Below are 20,207 nucleotides of genomic sequence, written 5' to 3'. Positions count from 1 at the left end.
TTTATTTTTTCACTTTCACTTTCGCATTGGCAAAGGCATCGGCAAACGCATTTCCCATCATGGCATTACCTGTGTCGCGCTTAGGTTTGGGCGCTCGCGATTGATTTGCATTGTTGCCACGTGGCTTTTGCGGCGCAGCTTTATTACTAGTGTCTATCTCGTCATCTAGACGCATAGTAAAGCTAATACGTTTACGTGCAGCGTCAACCTCAACCACTTTCACTTTAACAATGTCACCAGCTTTAACCACTTCTCGTGGGTCTGAAATAAACTTATTAGTAATAGCCGAAATATGCACTAGTCCATCTTGATGTACGCCAACATCCACAAATGCGCCAAAATTAGCTACGTTCGATACCACGCCTTCTAAAATCATTCCTGGTTTTAAATCACTAATTTTTTCAACGCCTGCTTTAAATTCAGCGGTTTTAAATTCAGGGCGTGGATCGCGACCCGGCTTATCAAGTTCGCTAATAATATCGGTCACGGTAGGCAGACCAAATTTATCGTCAATATAGTCATTTGCAGCGAGCTTATTTAAAAACTCTTTGTTACCAATGAGGTTATTTACGTCTACCTGGTTGTGCTCACAAATACGCTTAACGATAGGGTATGCTTCAGGGTGAACTGATGAGTTGTCTAGTGGATCGCTGCCATTGTTAATGCGTAAAAAGCCGGCTGCTTGTTCAAATGCTTTTGGCCCTAAGCGCTCTACTTTTTTCAACTGACTACGTTTTGTAAATGACCCATTTGTATCACGGTAGCTTACAATGTTTTGCGCTAAGGTTTTGTTTAAACCAGAAACACGTGCAAGTAAAGGTACAGAGGCCATATTTAAATCAACCCCCACACTGTTTACACAGTCTTCTACCACTGAGATTAGGCTTTGTCCTAGTTGGCTTTGTGATACATCATGTTGATATTGGCCTACACCAATAGACTTAGGCTCTATTTTAACCAGCTCAGCCAATGGATCTTGAAGGCGACGTGCAATAGATACGGCACCGCGTAAAGATACATCTAAATCTGGAAATTCATTAGCAGCAAACTCAGAAGCAGAGTAAACCGAAGCGCCGGCCTCACTGACCATGATTTTATTTAGTTTAAGCTCGGTATTGGCTTTGATAAGTTCGCCAACTAGTTTATCTGATTCGCGAGAAGCGGTACCGTTACCAATCGCAATGAGCTCAACTTTATGCTGGCGACATAATTGCTCGAGCGTGCGTAATGATTTATCCCAATGATTTTGTGGTGCATGTGGGAAAATCGTTTGGGTAGCAAGCAGTTTACCTGTGCTATCAACCACGGCAATTTTACAACCAGTACGTAAACCAGGATCTAAGCCTAACGTAGTACGAGGGCCTGCAGGGGCTGCCATCAATAAGTCTTTTAAGTTTTTAGCAAATACATCAATGGCACCGGTTTCGGCCTTTTCACGCATTGCGGCTAAAAATTCATTTTCTAAATGTAATCCAAGCTTAATTTTCCACGCCCATTGCACCACAGTTAATAACCAAGCGCTGGCAGGTTTGTTTTTAATATCTAGGCGGTAATGATCGCTGATCATTTGTGCACACAATTGCGCTGGGTTTTCAGCGCTCGGCTCAGGATTAATAGTTAACTGTAAAATACCTTCATTACGTGCTCTTAGCATGGCTAATGCACGATGCGAGGGGACTTTTTTTAATGGTTCTTGATGTTCAAAGTAGTCTCGGTATTTAGCCCCCGCTTGTTCTTGACCATCAATAAGTTTGCTTTCAATCGCTCCATTTTGACTAATATGACTTCTAAATTTAGCGAGTAATTTAGCGTCTTCAGCAAAGCGCTCCATCAAAATAAACTTAGCACCATCAAGCGCTGCTTTAGTATCGACAATCGCTTTTTCGGCATTAATAAATTTTGCAGCCTCAGCGTCTGGGTCAAGCATTGGATCGTTAAATAACGCATCAGCTAGTGGTTCTAAACCGGCTTCAATAGCTATTTGACCTTTAGTGCGGCGCTTTGCTTTATAAGGCAAATATAAGTCTTCTAGTTCGGTTTTACTTTGTGCAGCTTTAATATCAGCCGCTAATTCAGCACTAAGCTTATTTTGTGATTCTATCGTCGACAGGATAAATCCACGACGCTCTTCAAGTTCACGCAAATAAGATAAACGTTGTTCTAGAAGGCGTAGTTGGGTGTCATCTAATCCACCGGTCACTTCTTTTCTGTAACGGGCAATAAAGGGGACGGTTGCGCCTTCATCAAGTAACTTTGTTGCTGCAACCACTTGTTGCTGCTGTGCATTTAGCTCAGTTGCTAAACGTGCAGAGATATCGCTCATGCAAAAACCTTTTAATACAAAAAATAAGACCAGCTAAAAAGTTAACTGATGCGTCAATGTCTTGAATAATATCACAGGGGAGGGTAATAAAAAGCTCTTAAAGCAAGCTATTTTACTTGCTTTAAGATGCCATTGCTGGGGCAATAAGAAGCGGATTTAGTGAGGGTGCTCTACACTTTCGAGTACTTCACTAAATGTGTGCGCTATTGGGCTAATATGAACAGGAATTTGCAGCTTACGTGCTATATCGCGTGCTGAAATTAAACCACTTATTTCATTATTAGCCGCAGTAACTAATATAAACATAGCGCCATGATGCTCCATAGTTTGCAGTGCATCACCGATACATGAATAGCTTAAGCTTTTCATACTTACACCCATTAAATTACTCAGCGGTGTCATTAAATAGCGTAAGCTAATTTCACTACGAGGCAAGCCTAAACGCTGCGATAAAATCATGATTTTTGAGCTTTGTAAATCTGCACTTGCGACAATACCAATTAGTTTTTGATGCTCATCAGTTACTAAAATAAAATCAGAAGGCTGAGTATTTAGCTGTTTTGATGCTTGTTCAATGGTTGTATCAAACGCTGCGCGCATAGGACTTGTTTGAGTAAAGCTAGTTACTATACGTGTTGCTGGAGAGGTTAAATCAATCACAGCGTCATTAGTAAAAGTATCAGCAATAGTGCCATGCGAAATGTCTTGGGTACGGAGTTCTTTAAAGTTAGACATAATATCCACCTAAATAAATAGTTATAAAAATTTAATAATGTTTAAAAGCAAGTTATTAAATTAAATAACGGGTGGCGCTCGCGGGTTTGAATTACTGAAGGCAGTGGCTAAAAATCGACTTTCATAATGAAAGAAAAACGCTAAAGGAAGTGGTTGGATTTCTCTAAGCGCAATAACACCATCAAGAGAATCTATATCGGTGTCGAGGGTTGCTTGGTCAGGGGAGTCACAAACAATAAATTCAGCTGGAGCAAAACCAGCATCAAGTTTGTTATTTTTAGGTGCGCCATGCAATGTCAAACTCACACTCATAAAGAGTGCAAACACGAGGGCGTTTTGTAATATGCGCGCTGTTATGTTTGACATAATGGTTACCTTAATTAACTACTCTCAAGTTAATACAACATTACTTGAGTAACTTTAGTTATAGCTTACTCAGATAATATAAACAATAAAAAGTTAATGTGATCTGAATCAAAACTAAGCGATGTCATTTTTGATAGGTAATGGTATTCACGTACCATTGCTTGACACCTTGAGGAGTCATTACCTCAAAATCATCGTCTACTTGTTTTTTTAATAGCGCTCGCGCCATTGGTGAATCGATAGAAATATAGTCGTTGCGATCGTAAATTTCATCGGGGCCAACAATTCTAAATCTTTTACACTCACCGGCCTCGTTTTCTATTTCTACCCACGCTCCAAAAAAACTTTGCCGTCTTGCACGGGTGAGTAGTCAACAATTTTTAAATCGGGGATGCGTTTTCGTAAATAGCGAACACGACGGTCAATTTGGCGTAGTAAACGTTTGTTGTACTGATAGTCTGCGTTTTCAGAGCGATCACCTAGGCTGGCAGCCCAACTCACAATTTTAGTCACTTCTGGACGTTTTTCATTCCAAAGATGATCATGTTCTTGCTGCAATTGTAAATAACCTTCGCGAGTAATTAAATTTGTTTTCACGCTGAGTTCTTGTTTGGTTTTCATGAGTGGCAAGGTATTAAAATAAAGGCAACTTGTCGAGATAAAATAGTTATCAATGAATTTGAAATGTTCAGTAACAATCTAAGCACTTAATTAGTTTTTTATTATTAAGTTTTTCATTTATATTAACGGTTAATAAATTATAAAAATAAGCAACAGGTTATGGGACAAGAGACAGTAAAAGTATTGGTGGTGGATGATGATAAACGTTTACGCAGTTTGCTGGAACGCTACTTGGTAGAGCAAGGGTTTATTGTCAGAACAGCTGCCGATTCAGAGCAAATGGATAGACTAATTGAGCGTGAAAACTTTCATCTAATGGTGCTTGATTTAATGCTGCCGGGCGAAGATGGGCTGTCTATTTGCAGACGTTTACGCCAAAAAGAAAACCAAATCCCTATTGTTATGCTGACCGCTAAAGGCGATGAAGTCGATCGTATTATTGGCCTAGAACTCGGCGCTGACGACTATATTCCGAAACCGTTTAACCCTCGCGAGCTATTAGCACGTATAAAAGCTATTTTACGTCGCCAATCAAAAGAAGTACCAGGGGCGCCTTCAGCGCAGGAGAACTTAATTGCGTTTGGTAAATTTACCCTAAATTTAGCCACCCGCGAAATGAGTGAAGGCGATAACACTGTGTCACTCACTAGTGGTGAATTTGCGGTGTTAAAAGCGTTAGTGTCTCACCCGCGTGAGCCATTAAGTCGTGATAAATTAATGAACTTAGCTAGAGGGCGAGACTACAGTGCGCTTGAGCGCAGCATTGATGTTCAAGTATCACGTCTTCGTAGAATGATCGAAGTCGATGCCGCTAACCCACGCTATATTCAAACGGTATGGGGTTTAGGTTATGTATTTGTTCCTGACGGTGAAAAGTAATCATTATGGGAATGTTTCCGCGTAGTGCGTTTGGACAAACCGTATTTTTGGTTGCCGCTTTGTTGCTTATTAACCAAATTGTCTCTTACGTCACGGTCAGCTTATATGTAGTTAAACCCACCATTGAGCAAGTTAATTTAATGCTGGCTAAGCAAATTAAAACCGTGTTTATAGATTGGGAAGATGGTGTTGAAGTTACCGATGAAGTCTCTGAGAAGTTTTTTGAGATAACGGGCATTGAAGTAATGACTCAGCGTGAAGCTATGCGTAATGGTTTAGGCCAAAGTCGTGAGTATTCTGGGCTATCGCGCAGTATGTCTGAGCAATTAAATGGCTTTTCTCGGGTGCGTATTAGTCAAACTGATCCGCTTATTTATTGGGTAGAAGCCCCGCAGGCGCCGGGTTATTGGGTCAAAGTGCCGCTTACCGGGTTTAAAGAAAGTAACCTTGAGTTTTTGACCTTTTATCTTTCTAGTATCGGCTTTTTAAGTGTACTAGGAGGTTGGTTATTTGCCAGGCATTTGAACCGGCCATTAAAAGCATTACAACAAGCTGCGATAAAAGTAGGGGTGGGCGACTTTAGTACCAAGTTACAAGAGCAAGGGTCGAGTGAGGTTATCGAGGTAACGCGCGCCTTTAATCAAATGTCGCGAGGTATTGCCGCCCTTGAAAACGACCGCCGATTACTCATGGCCGGTGTTTCTCATGATTTACGCACACCGCTTACGCGTATTCGTTTAGCCACAGAAATGATGGTAGATGAAGATGATTATTTACGTGAAGGCATTATTTACGATATTGAAGATATGAATGGCATTATCGATCAATTTATCGAATATTTACGCCATCATAAACGTGAAGAACAAACCTGCGAAGATATTAATGCGCTCCTTGGTGAAGTTGTACAAAGTGAGCTTAAGCATCAACGGGTGATCACGTTTAAACCGAATCCTAATATTGGAAAAATTCCCATCAGTAGTGTCGCGATTAAGCGAGTAGTGACCAATATGATAGAAAATGCACTGCGTTACTCAGAGGGTGATATTGAAGTACTCAGTTATTTTAATTCCAATAAAAAATATGTGGTTATTGCGGTCAAAGATAGTGGTCCGGGTATTCCTGAAAGCGAGTTGGAGTCTGTGTTTGAGCCGTTTAAACAAGGTGACGCTGCGCGCGGTAGTGAAGGCAGCGGCTTAGGTTTGGCTATTATTAAGCGAATAATTGATATGCATGGCGGTAAAGTGAAACTCGTTAATCGCCCTGAAGGTGGTTTAAGTGCAGAGGCGTATTTACCCATAAAAGTGAGCTAACCATATACACTATTTGGCTGCTGTCTTCGTTGCCAAAAAGGACTGTTGGGCCAGCGTTGTTCTTGATCGTAAAAATAGCGTTTGTGATCTAAATAGCGATGCCAAACTTGCTCTATTTGTTGCTGATACAATTTTTTAAATTGTAGCTGAGAATCGTGCTCTATTTTATTGACTATATCGAGTTTTTTCATCAGATCGGCAAGCTGCATGGCACTGGCCATCGCATTAAAAATTCCTTGTGATGAGATTGGGTCAAAGCTTAGTGCCGCATCACCTAAAGCGGCCCATTGTTGACCTGCAAAATACACCAGTCGGGTGGAGTTTGCACTGACGATACCATGCAGTGTTATTGGCTGTTGACATACATCGAGAATCCTCGCTTGATTGTCATAGCATTGCGCATGCTGAGTAAATACCTTTGCATCTCGGTGCAGGTCTTTGATAAGTAAATCCGGATCAGTTTGAAATGCTAAAACACGACGCTGATTTGGTAATGGTGCACTATACCACCAGCCGTTTTGCGAAGCGCAAATACTACCTAGTTGATTTTCAAACGTATTATCTAGAGTTGCCCAGCAAGATATTAGACGATCATGTTGTTTGCGAGGGGTGTAGTTTTTTGCAAAATGAGCCTCTCTGCCAGTGGCATCAATTACGAATTGGCTCGCTATATTGATTGTTTTTTCGTGTTGTAATTGTGTCAGTGTTATTTGCCAGCATTGCCTTTGGTATTCACTATGTACTAATTTAGCAGGCCAAATACAGCGTACACCCCGCTGTAGTGCCTTTTCTCGTAAAAAGCTCTCAAATACTTGACGATCCAAACGCCAACCCAAACCATCCGGATTACTTAGGTTATCAGTGATATAGGGGGTTGATTGGCCCCAGCTTATCTGCAGTCCCGCGTTATATAAATGTTGCGGCGTTAGTGCAGTGGTTGCGAGTTGATGCTCAAATTCAGTTAACAACTCTAACTGTTGTAAAATACGTCCTGCCGCAGGTGCTAAGCATTCACCAATTCGCTCATCGGGTATTTCAGACTTATCAATCAAAGTAACTTGGTATGAATCACATAAAGCAAGTGCAGCGATACAGCCCGCCACACCTGCACCAATGATCACAACATCCGTTTGTAATTCGTTCTTTTGAAGTATCACCATTGGTTTAGCGTCCTTTGTTGTGGTGAAAACGGCTCGCTTTTTCAGTAACGCCTAAGTTGCTTTGACTGCGATGTGAAGTATGCTCAGCTGATAATATGGCTTTTATATGCTGTATCGCATTACTCGCTGAGTTAACTTTTGCCTCACCTCGTGAATTATGAGGCAATATACCAACCTGCATTGCACTAGGAAATTGTGTATCGCCTATTACACCTATATGAGGTTGTACAATCGCAAGTTCAGCAAAGTTGTTTATCATACTATTGATTTGGTTTGTGTAAGTGGCAGGATTACCATGCAAAGGTAAATCATCAAGCCAATCAGTACGATAAGAAAAAGCCTGTTGGCGAGTACTGTCAGATAATGAGGTATCAAGTACTTGTTGATAGCGGAACTGATTCATTATTTGATTTGGCACTCTAGCAGGCCAAAAAGTCGGTAAAAATGGATCGTACTCAGAGCTGTAGCCATCTCTACAACTTGCGGTATCAGTTTGCCAAGGAATTGCCATCCAGCGTGTTATTCCACCAGCTACTTGACCGCCAAACAAAGGTCCCTGTGCGAGGGTATAAACGTCGCTATTCATTACCGGACCATAGTAGTAACGGTCACTTGATGAGCCCGCTTGAGCGTGCTTGAGTCGGAATGCCGACATATACATGCCTGCAGTTCGCATTGGCCAAGTCATTTCACAGCCTGGATGAAATGCATCAGCAAGGCAAAACTCCATCGCGCCGCGAGTAAGTAGGTCCGGCTGTTCAGCAATAGGGTAATCATCTAAAACGGTTATATTTGCATGTGCCGGACAAGCTGATTGAGGAGTGTAATCATTAATAAAATCACCTTTCACCCATTGATCTAAAAAACTCAACTGCAAATTTGATAAGGTTGCATGTTGGCGCACTGAGCCAGTGGGAGGAATGCTAATCGCATCGCCATACAGCCAAGGCCATAGTTGTGGAGCTTGCGCACCGGGAACATCAAAACGGCGAAAGTTATTAGACAGTGTACGACGTAATTCCTGATAGGCAGGAGAAGGATCGCTAAGCTTTTCTAGCCATTCTTGTGTGGTGTAATTAAATTGACCTCCCCAGCCAAATGCGCCAGCAAATCCATCATTAACCCATTGTAAGTCTGTCATTCGGGTAAATATGGGTTGAATGTCGTTGCTAAATGAAGGTCGCTGTGGTCTAGCCAGCATACCGGCGTCTACAGCAACGTCGCGCATTAAATCCCACATAGTGCGTACTGATTTTTGCATTGGTGCATAATCTGGTGGTGCGCAAATAACCCAAGCGGGTTCTACTCTTAGCGATACTCCTTGATATACAACCTCTGCGGTAATTGGACCATCTGAGGTATCATCATACCAACCTTCATTGTTTGCAAAGGTAATGGCTATATCGCCGTTTACGTTACGTGATACGCCATGGCCACCGAGCATGACTAAGCGACCATGTTGATCACTGCGCATTTCGCCTAAATACACATCTTGATCCATAAATTGACCAATGAATTCATGCTTAGATGTTATATTTTTGCAGCTTATACTGTGTTTGCCCCCCTTGATTAACAGCTTGCTACGATCAGTTACATTGTTATTACGAAGTAGTGATGGCGGTGCATCTGCGGCTTCTGGAATATCTAACGCAATTTGAAATTCGTACCAAGAGGCTTTTTGATTGGCTAATTCAGCGTGCCAAGTAATTTCTGCATTATCGAGAGTTAGTTCTTTTATCGCTTTACCAGCGGCATTAAAACCGTAAATTCTAAATTCAGCCGCTTGGCGCTTTAATGCTCCTGTTTTATCTCGATAACTATATTCATCATTATGAGCTATGGGCTGCGGTTGTTGTGGGCCAATGAAGTAGTCTTTTTTGCTATTACCCACGCGCATTACACCTATGGGCGGATAAATACCAGCATAAACAATACATTCAGAGTCAGTATCTTGATCTTGCTGCGGCTTAAATTCACTTAACTGTTTAGGCTCTTGTAGTTGCTGGCCGTTGGCTGTATGTCGGGCATGAGCACTGGCCGCATAGGCTGACTTTCGAGCTAGTGCAATGCTACCTAAAGGCTCATGGGCAGCTAAAGTACGCCAAATATTAAATGCTAAGTTGTCACCAAGCTCAGCTTGGCCAGTGGCAGTAATATTTTGTTGCGCTAAATGTAATCGAGCAATACAAACAAATGGACTTCCTTCTGGAGCAGCTTTGCAGCTCCATTCGGCTTGGGCATTATTAAGAGGCATTTCTTCAGGGTTTGTTCTTAATTGTACTTCAAAGCGAAATGTTGCACCGCTATGGCGTAAACGTCGCTGCAAATCTAGAGCAAGGTAATCATTATCGACACTGGGTGCGCCCAGATCAGCGTTTTCAGGTACTAGGCGATATTTTACAATCTGTTGCTCACCTAATTTGAACGGTAATATTGCCCAATAATTGGCGCTTAAACAGCTTGCTTCAACCTTTTGCATTGCTTTTAAAATATCAGATGTTTGCTTGTTTTTTGGATTATCTAAATAGGCATCATAGTTTTTATCGATCACACCTGCTGTGGTGAATTGGCACATTTGCTGTGCATCTTTGGTAAAAAACCGATCCATATTTTGAAAAATAAAATCTGCGGTTTCGCCTTCGCCAATCAATTTTGGTCCATCGACTCCAAAAAGTTTTACAGCCAAGCCTAACGTTGAGTGTAAATCTGGAGATGATGGTAAGGTATCACTAGAAAAGCGCACTGCACATTCGTATTTTTTACCTGCAAAAATGCCAATTTTAAATTGTGGGTCTATATCTGGGTTGATTGTAAAATGACCGTAAGCGATGCCATGTTGCTTTCTAAACACAGCTCGCTGTGCCGGCTGTTGACCTTTGTCTATACGCGGCACTTGACCAAGGCCAACAAACATTTCAGTTAACCGCTGGCAGGCTAATTCAACATCTTTGTCATTTGACCAACACGGCACATTGTTAGCTGTTGCTGGCGTTTTTATGCTCTGTTTTTTAGGCATTATTATATTCCTTATAGTATTGGGCGGCTTTAGAGGTATTAGCTCTAAAAGTCCTTTTACGCAAATTCATTATTATTGAGCTGACCGCACATTGAGTTGTTTATTGGCGCTGCGTAATTTGTCAAAATTATTAAATATATGGCTTACAGCCATGGTTGATTTACCCGCCGTTATGCCGTGACACGCAAAGCAATTGTTAATTGCATAATTAGCAGTTTGATTAGGGTCGCCATAGGTTTGGGTGTAGGTTTCCATCGTTATATTGGCAAGAGCCAGCGACCCACGAAGTTTATCGTTAGCATTTGGCGGGACAATATTGCCACTAATGCCATTACTAAATTGATAATCTAGCGTGCTTAACCAAACGCTACCTGCGTAAAAATAGTGTTGCCATGGGGATGCTTGTGCAGCTAAAGCTTTTTGTACGCTGTGATTGAGTTGTTGAATGTTATTAAAATTTTCGGCATCTTGGTTTTGCTGGGTGGCTGTGGCGACTGTTGTATAAGTTGCGCCATTAGGCACGCCAAATTGATAAAGTCGAAACGTATTAGTAGTTGTTTCACCATGTGGATAGCTTAGATTGGCGTTGCCAGCAGTGGTATTTTTTCTATAAAAAATAAAGTTATCGCTATCGCTTACCACTTTATTTGCATCGTAAGTTGTAGTGACTTTTTGAAACGTACTCATTGAACCGTAATAATCAGGCGTTGATACTTGATGTTCAAAAGTGGCCCAAATAAATTCAGGGTGATTTTCTACTACCCCAACAACATGCATACCGATTAATGCGACCTTACTGCTGCGGATGGTTTTATTATCCGCTTTTATCAGTGCTTGACGAGTATAAAACTGCGCGTCTATTTCTTGTTCAGAATAGAATGCGCGTAGCTGGTCTGTTGCCAACCAAGCTGCTTTTATTTCAACTGACCCTACGGCAAATTGATCACTGATGGTAATGGGGGTTTTAGTTGCCGATTTGATAAATTCTTGGTTTATATGAATAGAATAATAAGCAGGCTGATTACCGTATTTTGTAAATAACTCACCATGGCTGCCAGCTTGGGTAGTGTCTTCTAAAATCAGGTTAGAGTTTAACTTAAAACCTGTCGGATTGAGTAAATCATTCCAAGGCTCAAAATAGGGCATCATTTCATTATTTACCTGCAAGTAATCATCGCCAAACAGGACTAGTTGATTAGTATTTTGATCGATTTGCGTTAAATACAGAAACTTTTGCCAAGACCATTGGTGAAAGTCACAGTTAGTTGACGGGTCTTGACCTTTTATAAATGCAAACGGGCTATTTTTACCTTCTTTAGGTGGTTTAACTGGAGATTTAAACCAATCGTTTTGAGCGCTACAGTTAGTTGGTGATGTATATTGTTCGGTTGATTTCTCTGCTGCGTGAGTCGTGATTGAGCTTAAACCGATTAATGTTAAAGCAATGGTTGTGACCGACTTAAAACGTTCCATGATAATAATCCTACTATTACTAATTGAGCTAAAGAGCACTTATCGGTAAAAGTAGAATAGTGAGGGAAATAAAACTATTACACTGTATTACACATGTTATTTATTAGGGGTAGCTAGGATCGGAGAAGCCGCTTTTTAAGCAGTAAATAAAGCTGTTATTAATAGCAAAAGTGATCATGACAACGATGTGATTAATGTTATGAGCTATAGCATTGAGCAGTTGTTATAGACTAGTTTAGATGTTAATAATATTTAAAGGTTGCTGACTAAAAAGAAGACACGAAATAGGCTCGTGCCTCCTGTTTTATCTCGGTTCTTATAAAGCTTTAAACCTAATTGCAGTACCGCCACTGGTTGCCAATTTTAGTGTGAGTTTATCATTTGCGGTAACGGTGTGTTTTTCAATGCTTAAATCATAAGGATTGTTCTTCCACTCTGCCTTATCGCCATCTTTGTAAATTTGCGCTTCAAACTGTTTATTTTTACCTAAAAAGTCGAGTTTAACCTCTATGGTACGGGCATTTTCGTCTGTAACTGCACCTAAGTACCAATCGTTACCTGAATAGTTATCGCGCTTGCGCTCTTTGCGTGCAAATACAATAAAGTCGCCTACTTCACCATCAAGCGCAATACTTTGCTGCCAATCGGTTGGTACGTCTTGAATAAATTGGAAAGCATCGGGTTTAGCTAAATAATTTCGCGGCAAATCGGCCGCCATTTGAATTGGGCTGTACATTACTACATACAATGCTAATTGCTTTGCCAGTGTTGTTTGTGGGCGATTTGTATCGCCCCCTAAGCCATTAAAGCCCATATCAAAAATACCTGGGGTAAAGTCCATTGGTCCTGCAAGCATACGGGTAAAAGCAAGCATTGGAATGTGCTCTGGTGGATTAGGTGGCGTGCCCCATGCGTTAAACTCTTGGCCTCGCGCACCTTCACGGGCAATCCAATTAGGGTAAGTACGACGCAGACCGGTATCTTTAATTGGTTCATGGGTGTTGATGCTTAGCTTATATTTAGCGGCAAGTTTGATATTATGTAAGTATTCATTTACCATAAATTGACCGTCATGCCATTCAAAACGGGCAATGCCGTTTTCATCTATGCGTTTTATATTGCCACCATCGGCCACATAACCAGTTTTTATTTGGCTTACATTTGATTTTTCGTAAAGTGTAAAAGCATCTTCCATTTGGTCGCGATAATTACTAACATTGCCAGAGGTTTCATGGTGACCAATTAACTGCACCCCTTTTTCTTTACCGTACTGTGTAAGCGCTGCAATATCGAAATCGTCATAAGGCTGAGTAAAGCTAAATACATCGCCATTATAAAACCAGTCGCCATCCCAACCAGTGTTCCAACCTTCAACTAATACGCCGTCAAAGCCATACTCAGCGGCAAAGTCCATATAGTATTTAGTATTTTTTGTGGTGGCACCGTGTTTTTCTCCACTGCCCCAAGTTGTTTCATTAATGTGCATTCCCCACCAAATACCTACATATTTACCTGGCTTAACCCACGATACATCACCGAGCTTATTTGGTTCATTCAGGTTTAAAATAATATCTGAATTAACTAAGTCTATCGCTCGCTCACCTATTTGAATGGTGCGCCAAGGAGTGTTGAATGCGCCGCGCTTTTTAACCGCAATGCCATCAGACCACGGCGTTAAATCGGCACTAAACGTACCAGGGCGACGCTGATTAAGCACCATGCCTGCATAATCTACCAGAGCTGCTTCATGAATACTGACATGTACACCGTTACCATTTTTAAAGGTAAAAGGGGTATGAGCAAGTGCAGCATCTTGTAAGTCTGTGGTGTTATAGACATATTCATAACGGTTCCAACCGCGAGCAGGTATCCACCATGCGATGGCTTTATCTTTTGCGGCAATCGCAAATTCGGTCAGTTCTTTAGTAATTTCAGTTTGTTCAAAACCGGCTTGCTTAGGGACTTCATAGCGAAAACCTACACCGCTATCAAAGGCTTTAAATCGCACAATGTATGTGCCAGCGTGGGGCGCAGGTTTATTGAAGGTAACAGCAATTTCGTTGTGCTTATCAACAACGGTTTGACGCTCTCCCCAAGGTTGCTGCCATTGGCTATCGGTTTGTGAGCGAGTTACTTTACTAATAACAAAACCTTCGTCAAAAGGTGCTTTGCTTTTAAACCTAAAACCTAAGCGTGATTGCTCAATAACAGGCTTACCATTAAAGCTAATAGAGTAATGAGGAGATGATGATTGATCAGAAATGGTGATTTTAATTTTTTGATCAGGTGATTTCAGCGTGGCTTCTTTTGCAAAAGCACTGCTTGCAAGTAAAGCAACTAGTAGTAAAGGTAATCTCATTGTGTGTCCTTGATGTCAAACCGTAGGTTATGAGCATAAAGTGATGAACCCACTATTACGAGATAGCTGCATACGTATTCAATTAATTAGCTGAAAAAGAGTGTGTTAATTAATCTGCAAAACTTTATCTAATTAGTTCTATAATAAATAAAAAGAATTTAACAAGAAAAAAATATGCTGAAAATTTTAATCGCTATTTTAGGTTTTATAATTGTTTTTAATAGCAGTGCAGCAACGGTTACTGTTTATGATAACAACCAAAAAGTTCAAGAAAATGTTGTTGTTTGGTTAGCTCCAGAGCAAGCTTCTGAGGTGAATTTAAATCAATCACTATTCACTATGACACAAAAAAATCGCCAATTTACGCCACATATCTTAGTCGTTGAAAAAAACAGCCAAGTTGAATTTCCTAATGCTGATTCAATAATGCATCACGTGTATTCATTTTCTAAAAGCAAAACATTTGAATTAAAACTTTACCGAGAACAACCACAAAACCCAATTACATTTGAGCAAACAGGAGTTGTGGAGCTCGGATGTAATATTCATGATTGGATGTTGGGTTACATTGTTGTTGTGGATAGCCCATATTATGCAATCACCAATGAGCAAGGAGTAGCATCGTTCGATATCCCAAATGGAGCCTATAAACTAAATGTTTGGCATGAAGGATTTAGGGATATTAGCAACATAGAGTCGCAAGAAGTTGTTATAACTAACAATAAATTAAGTTATCAATTAAAACAAAAGCTAACTTTGCCTATTAGGGTTGAAGTTGATGAGTTTGACGATTATGAATAGTCTATTGCGCTTAGCCGTTGTTATTTGCTTGTTGAGTGTTTTTACTGTCAGCGCACAAGTTAAAGGTTTGCTGCAAGTAAGGGCAGTGCAAGGTGATTCACAACTAAGCTGGCAAGAAGGTGGGATTGGTCTATATCGCCATGATGCGGCTAATCAAGGTGTGGTTTTATCACAGGGAATTATTGATTTAAGTGCAGATATAAGTTCTAGTTGGTCTGCCCATGGTGTAGTTAATTTATATCAAGATCCAAAAAGCACTTTGGGGATTAGCCAGGCTTATCTGCAATATAAACCTTTAGTTCGCAGTGATTATAAATGGCATATTAAAGTGGGTGGCTTTTATCCACAATTGTCATTAGAAAACCCTGATATGGGCTGGTTATCTGCATATAACTATACCAATTCGGCAATTAACTCTTGGGTAGGTGAAGAGCTGCGAACGCTAGGTGTTGAAGCAACAATTAAACGCCCAGCCCGTAATTTTAATAGTGCCCATAGTTTTAGTTTGGTTGGTGCGACATTTAAAGGTAACGATCCTGCGGGGACATTACTCGCTTGGCGAGGCTTTGCTTTGCATGATCGCCAAACAACATTTAATGAGGCTCTCGCTTTTGCGCCTGTAGCGTCTTTAAATACTCCACAGTTACAATTTCAAGCAAACCAAGTTTTACCGTTTGAAGAGGTCGATGGGCGATTTGGTTATTACGTTGGTGGGCATTGGGATTATTTAAAAAAATCTCAGTTGCGAGTGTATTACTATGATAACAATAGTGACCCTGGCGCCCTTAATTATAATACGGGCCAATATGCTTGGGATACTCGATTTTTAAGTGTTGCATGGTTAAATAAATTTACACCGAAAACAAGATTAATTATCCAAATAATGTCGGGTGGTACGGCTATGGGTCAAAAACGCGGTGTTGATACTCGATTTTACAGTCATTTTGCATTATTGAGTCATAAAATAAAACGCCACCGTTTCTCAGTACGTTACGATTATTTTGAGGTGACAGACAAAGACGATTGGATGTTTGACCCTAATGCAAGTTATGGCGAGGGACTAACAGCAACTTGGCGTTATCAGCTTACACCACAATGGCAAATAGGTGTTGAGGGATCAGCGCTTCATAGCCAAGCAGATAACCGAGTAGCTATGAATAAAGCATCGAGGATATCGCAGCAGCAAATAGCATTAAATGCTCAGTTTCGGTTTTAGTTAGTAGAAAAAAGAAAAACATATAAGGGCTCTTGCGAGCCCAACTTTGTATTTATGGCTTTTTATTTTTTGTTAAAAGCGCGTTTCATGTAATTAGGTGTTGCGAGTGCACCGTGATGAATACCGCCATTGTAGTATTCACTATGCTCAGCAATAATTGCTGCGCCATCTTCTCTAAAACCGTTAAATGCTTCAGATTTGCGAGCTAGCGTCACTGACCATAAACCACTTGGGTAAATAGGTTGTGGGAATGGAAGAGTTTGCAAATCGTTAAAACCAACATTTAGCATAGCTTCGCGCATTTCAACCAGTAGTGGCATATGCATAAGTGGCGATTCACTTTGTTGTACGAGTATTCCACCAGAGCGAAGTGCGTTTAAGCAACTAGTATAAAACGCATGATTAAATAAACCCTCTCCTGGGCCAACTGGATCAGTGCCATCAACAATCACTACATCAATAGACTCACCAGCTGCTTCGCGCATGTATTTAATGCCATCGTCAAACATTACAGTAGCACGTGGGTCGTTATTTGATTCACATAACTCTGGGAAGTACTTTAACGACATTTGGGTAACCACTTCGTCAATATCGATTTGGGTTACAGTTTCTACACTTGGGTGCTTAAGTACTTCACGTAACGTACCGCAATCGCCGCCACCAATAATAACCACATTTTTAGGGTCTGGATGTGCTAGCAATGCTGGGTGGCTGATCATTTCATGATAAAAAAAGTTTTCACGGCTACTCACCATAGTGCAACCATCAATGATCATTAAATTACCAAAGTCTGTGGTTTCAAACATTTCTACTTTTTGAAAAGGAGACTGTTTTTCATCTAACTTTTTGTTAATACGTAATGAAAATGCGCTGCCATCGCGGTCGCTAATTTCAGTAAACCACTTACCTTGATCTAAATTTGCCATAGTTGTTGTTACACTTTTGGTTGAGTATGAAAAAAGGAGGCAATTCTGCCAGTGCTTGGGCTATTGCTCAATCAAATTTTACGCTCTTTAGCGAATAAAGTTAGCTATAAAGAGGGGAAAGTTCAATTTTTGTTAGCTTAGCAGATAGTGACGTATTAAAATGCCCCTTTACACCTAATTTAATAAAGAAGAGTTGCCATGACTTGGGGTTTAGAAACTGCACGTGCTACATACAATGTTGCTCATTGGAGCGATGGTTATTTTGACATTAACGCACAAGGTGAATTGATAGCCTATCCGGATGGCGATCAAACAAAACCTGCCATTTCTTTAAGCCAGCTTACTGAGCAATTTAAACAGCAAGGGTTAACCTTACCTGTATTAGTGCGCTTTACCGATATTTTAAAAAACCGTGTAGATACGCTTACTAATGCGTTTACTCAAGCGCGTAGCAACCGTGCATATAATGGTAAATACACCTGTGTTTACCCTATAAAAGTAAATCAACAGCGCTCTGTAGTCAGTAAACTATTGGCACACCCAAGTGGTTTAGTGGGGCTTGAAGCCGGTTCTAAACCTGAACTAATGGCAATTTTAGGTGTGGCAAAAGAACCTATTACTATTGTATGTAACGGCTACAAAGACAGTGAGTTTTTACGTTTAGCCTGTATCGGTCAAGCAATGGGGCACAGCGTTAAAATTGTGGTTGAAAAACTCTCTGAGCTAACCACATTGCTTGAAGAAATTGATAATTTAGGTATTGAACCTGCTATTGGTATTCGTATTCGCTTAAATTCGGTTGGTAAAGGTAAATGGCAAAACACCGGTGGTGAAAAAGGCAAGTTTGGCTTAACTGCAGGCCAAGTACTCAGTGCAGTAGAAGTCCTTAAGCAACATAACAAGTTGCATTTAATGCAAATGGTACATTTTCATATTGGTTCACAAATTGCCAATATTCGCGATATTCATCGCGCTTTGCGCGAATGTGCTCGCCATTTTGCTGAATTAACTCAATACGGTGTACCGCTCAATACTGTTGATGTGGGTGGCGGGCTTGGCGTTGACTACGAAGGTTCAGGCTCACGTAGTGCTTGCTCAATGAACTACACAGTCGAAGAATATGCGCGTAATGTAGTAAATGCATTTGCCGAGGTGTGCGACCAACATAACTTAGCTCACCCTGCAATTATTACCGAATCTGGCCGTGCTCTTACTGCACATCATGCGGTGCTTATTACCGATGTGATTGATGTTGAAAAAGCGCCAAATCATTTAAACCCAGAACCACCTGTTATAAACAGTGCCTTAGTATTGGATGAAATGTGGCAGTGTTTACAACGTTTGAACCCGCGTATGGCATTAGAGATTTATCATGATGCAATGCACTTATTTAGTGAAGCACATGATCAATACGTACATGGTTTAGTGAGCATGTTAGAGTGGGCGAAAATAGAGCAGCTTTATTTTACTATTTTACATCGCGTTCGTGCTTCATTAAGCTCTAATGCACGAGCTCACCGCGAAGTGCTGGATGATTTAAACGAAAAACTAGCCGATAAACTGTTTGTGAATTTTTCATTATTTCAGTCGTTACCCGATGTGTGGGGCATTCAGCAGTTATTTCCGGTTATGCCCATCGAAAACCTAACGCTGCCGCTTACTCAGCGCGCTATTATCCAGGACATTACTTGTGATTCTGACGGGCAAATACGTGAGTACGTTGAAGGTGCAGGAATTGAAACCAGTTTACCTATTCCTGAATATACACAAGGTCAGCAGTATCATATTGCGATGTTTATGGTAGGGGCATACCAAGAAATTTTAGGTGACTTACATAACCTATTTGGTGATACCGATTCAGTTCATGTTGAGCTTAATGAACAAGGGTATGTATTAACCAATGCCATTAAAGGTGACAGCGTTAAGGATGTATTAAAATTTGTTGATTATGATAGCGAGTTATTAGCTGATAACTTTGCCACTCAAATTAATAAACTTGATGTATCAGCGCACTGTAAAGAAGGTTACTTAGCCGAGCTCAATGCAGGGCTTGAAGGCTACACTTATTTTGAAGATTAATTTAGTTGCATAGTTAAGCGCGGTCGTTCGTGGCTGCGCGATGTTTAAAGGAATAGAAGTAATGTCAGTTATTCGCAGTGTATTTAGTATTTTCTTTTACGCAATAAACACTCTTTTTTGGTTTGTGCCTATTTTTATTTGTGGCATCGTTAAGCTAATCCCAATTAAGGGGCTGCAAAAATTAATGAGCTGGACGGCCAAGCAATGTGCCTCTATTTGGGTGACGTTTAACACGTTAAATCAAGCGTTACTAACGCCAACAAAGCTAAATGTGACTGGCCTTGAAGAGCTTAAATTAAAAGATTGGTACTTAGTTATTGCGAACCACCAAAGCTGGGTGGATATTTTAGTGTTACAGCGAGTATTTAACCGCAAAATACCTTTTTTAAACTTCTTTTTGAAAAAAGAGCTTATTTATGTGCCTGTTTTAGGTTTATGTTGGTGGGCGCTCGACTTTCCTTTTATGACCCGCACCAGTAAAAGCCAATTAAAAAAGAACCCCAAGTTGCGTGGTAAAGATTTAGAAACGACCCGTAAAGCGTGTGAAAAATTTAAAGAAATGCCGGTTAGTGTGGTTAACTTTGTTGAAGGTACGCGTTTTACAGCGCAAAAGCATGCGCGCCAAAATAGCCCGTTTCCTTACTTACTTAAACCAAAAGCGGGTGGTGTGGCTTTTGTAATGCAAGCTATGGGTGAGCAAATTTCTAAGGTGGTAAATGTTACTATTCATTACCCTGAGGGCATTCCTACTTTTATGGATTTTGCAGCCGGTAAAGTAAAACACATCGATGTACAGGTTGAAGTAAAAGGCGTTAGTAACGACTTAATTGGTGATTACACTAATGATCCTGACTTTAGAGTGCGTTTTCAAACTGAATTAAATCGCGTGTGGGAAGAAAAAAACCAGACGCTCGTTAATCTAAAACAAAAATAAAAAATGAGC

The 20,207-nt window shown here is 40.6% G+C and carries 14 protein-coding genes and 1 pseudogene; 6 read left to right on the top strand and 9 right to left on the bottom strand.

Features of this window, described 5'->3' with window-relative positions; translation table 11 throughout:
- Window position 1 precedes the first annotated feature (1 nt).
- From AB8618_RS14825 to greB, 4 genes and pseudogenes are all read right to left on the bottom strand, one after another.
- Window positions 2-2,323, bottom strand: a complete 2,322-nt coding sequence (locus AB8618_RS14825) for a Tex family protein (RefSeq protein ID WP_413400926.1) — start codon at window positions 2,321-2,323, stop codon at window positions 2-4.
- Between the two features lie 156 nt (window positions 2,324-2,479).
- A complete protein-coding gene (locus AB8618_RS14820) occupies window positions 2,480-3,058 on the bottom strand; it encodes a CBS domain-containing protein (protein ID WP_413400925.1) in 579 nt (192 codons plus the stop codon).
- Between the two features lie 60 nt (window positions 3,059-3,118).
- Entirely contained in the window at window positions 3,119-3,424 is a 306-nt protein-coding gene (locus AB8618_RS14815; RefSeq protein ID WP_409424117.1) for a hypothetical protein, read from the bottom strand.
- A gap of 124 nt (window positions 3,425-3,548) precedes the next feature.
- Window positions 3,549-4,021 (bottom strand): annotated as a pseudogene (gene greB / locus AB8618_RS14810) (transcription elongation factor GreB).
- 183 nt (window positions 4,022-4,204) lie between these two features.
- Between greB and ompR the strand changes: the two are divergent.
- Entirely contained in the window at window positions 4,205-4,924 is a 720-nt protein-coding gene (ompR, locus tag AB8618_RS14805) for a two-component system response regulator OmpR (RefSeq protein WP_008109519.1), read from the top strand.
- A gap of 5 nt (window positions 4,925-4,929) precedes the next feature.
- The gene (envZ, locus tag AB8618_RS14800; RefSeq protein WP_413400923.1) at window positions 4,930-6,234 is read left to right on the top strand and encodes a two-component system sensor histidine kinase EnvZ; all 1,305 of its coding nucleotides are present in this window, start codon (window positions 4,930-4,932) and stop codon (window positions 6,232-6,234) included.
- Here envZ and AB8618_RS14795 read toward each other — a convergent pair.
- From AB8618_RS14795 to AB8618_RS14780, 4 genes are all read right to left on the bottom strand, one after another.
- Complete coding sequence (locus AB8618_RS14795; protein ID WP_409424113.1) at window positions 6,231-7,394, bottom strand: tryptophan 7-halogenase; 1,164 nt, start codon at window positions 7,392-7,394, stop codon at window positions 6,231-6,233. The genes envZ and AB8618_RS14795 overlap by 4 nt on opposite strands.
- A 4-nt stretch (window positions 7,395-7,398) precedes the next feature.
- Window positions 7,399-10,410, bottom strand: coding sequence for a LodA/GoxA family CTQ-dependent oxidase (locus tag AB8618_RS14790; RefSeq protein WP_409424112.1), 3,012 nt, complete (start codon window positions 10,408-10,410; stop codon window positions 7,399-7,401).
- 72 nt (window positions 10,411-10,482) lie between these two features.
- Complete coding sequence (locus tag AB8618_RS14785) at window positions 10,483-11,883, bottom strand: hypothetical protein (RefSeq protein ID WP_409424111.1); 1,401 nt, start codon at window positions 11,881-11,883, stop codon at window positions 10,483-10,485.
- Between the two features lie 316 nt (window positions 11,884-12,199).
- Window positions 12,200-14,242, bottom strand: coding sequence for a glycoside hydrolase family 97 protein (locus tag AB8618_RS14780; RefSeq protein ID WP_413400922.1), 2,043 nt, complete (start codon window positions 14,240-14,242; stop codon window positions 12,200-12,202).
- A gap of 174 nt (window positions 14,243-14,416) precedes the next feature.
- Between AB8618_RS14780 and AB8618_RS14775 the strand changes: the two genes are divergently transcribed.
- Entirely contained in the window at window positions 14,417-15,043 is a 627-nt protein-coding gene (locus tag AB8618_RS14775; RefSeq protein ID WP_409424109.1) for a methylamine utilization protein, read from the top strand.
- Window positions 15,036-16,259 carry a hypothetical protein gene (locus tag AB8618_RS14770; protein ID WP_409424108.1) on the top strand — a complete coding sequence of 408 codons (1,224 nt, stop codon included), beginning with the start codon at window positions 15,036-15,038 and terminating at the stop codon, window positions 16,257-16,259. Before AB8618_RS14775 ends, AB8618_RS14770 begins: the two co-directional genes overlap by 8 nt.
- Window positions 16,260-16,321: 62 nt before the next feature.
- Here the strand turns inward: AB8618_RS14770 and speE are convergent, their stop codons facing one another.
- Window positions 16,322-17,185 carry a polyamine aminopropyltransferase gene (speE, locus tag AB8618_RS14765; RefSeq protein WP_413400921.1) on the bottom strand — a complete coding sequence of 288 codons (864 nt, stop codon included), beginning with the start codon at window positions 17,183-17,185 and terminating at the stop codon, window positions 16,322-16,324.
- A 198-nt stretch (window positions 17,186-17,383) separates the two neighbouring features.
- Here speE and speA point away from each other — a divergent pair, with 198 nt between their 5' ends.
- Together speA and AB8618_RS14755 are read left to right on the top strand one after the other, a co-directional pair.
- Window positions 17,384-19,264 carry a biosynthetic arginine decarboxylase gene (speA, locus tag AB8618_RS14760; RefSeq protein ID WP_413400920.1) on the top strand — a complete coding sequence of 627 codons (1,881 nt, stop codon included), beginning with the start codon at window positions 17,384-17,386 and terminating at the stop codon, window positions 19,262-19,264.
- A 61-nt stretch (window positions 19,265-19,325) separates the two neighbouring features.
- Entirely contained in the window at window positions 19,326-20,198 is an 873-nt protein-coding gene (locus tag AB8618_RS14755; protein WP_413400919.1) for an acyltransferase, read from the top strand.
- The last annotated feature ends 9 nt before the right edge of the window (window positions 20,199-20,207 follow it).

Source organism: Pseudoalteromonas sp. RW-H-Ap-1 (assembly GCF_048318575.1).
In the GTDB taxonomy this organism is placed as follows: Bacteria; Pseudomonadota; Gammaproteobacteria; order Enterobacterales; family Alteromonadaceae; genus Pseudoalteromonas.
This window is presented reverse-complemented; position numbering and strand designations above follow the sequence as displayed.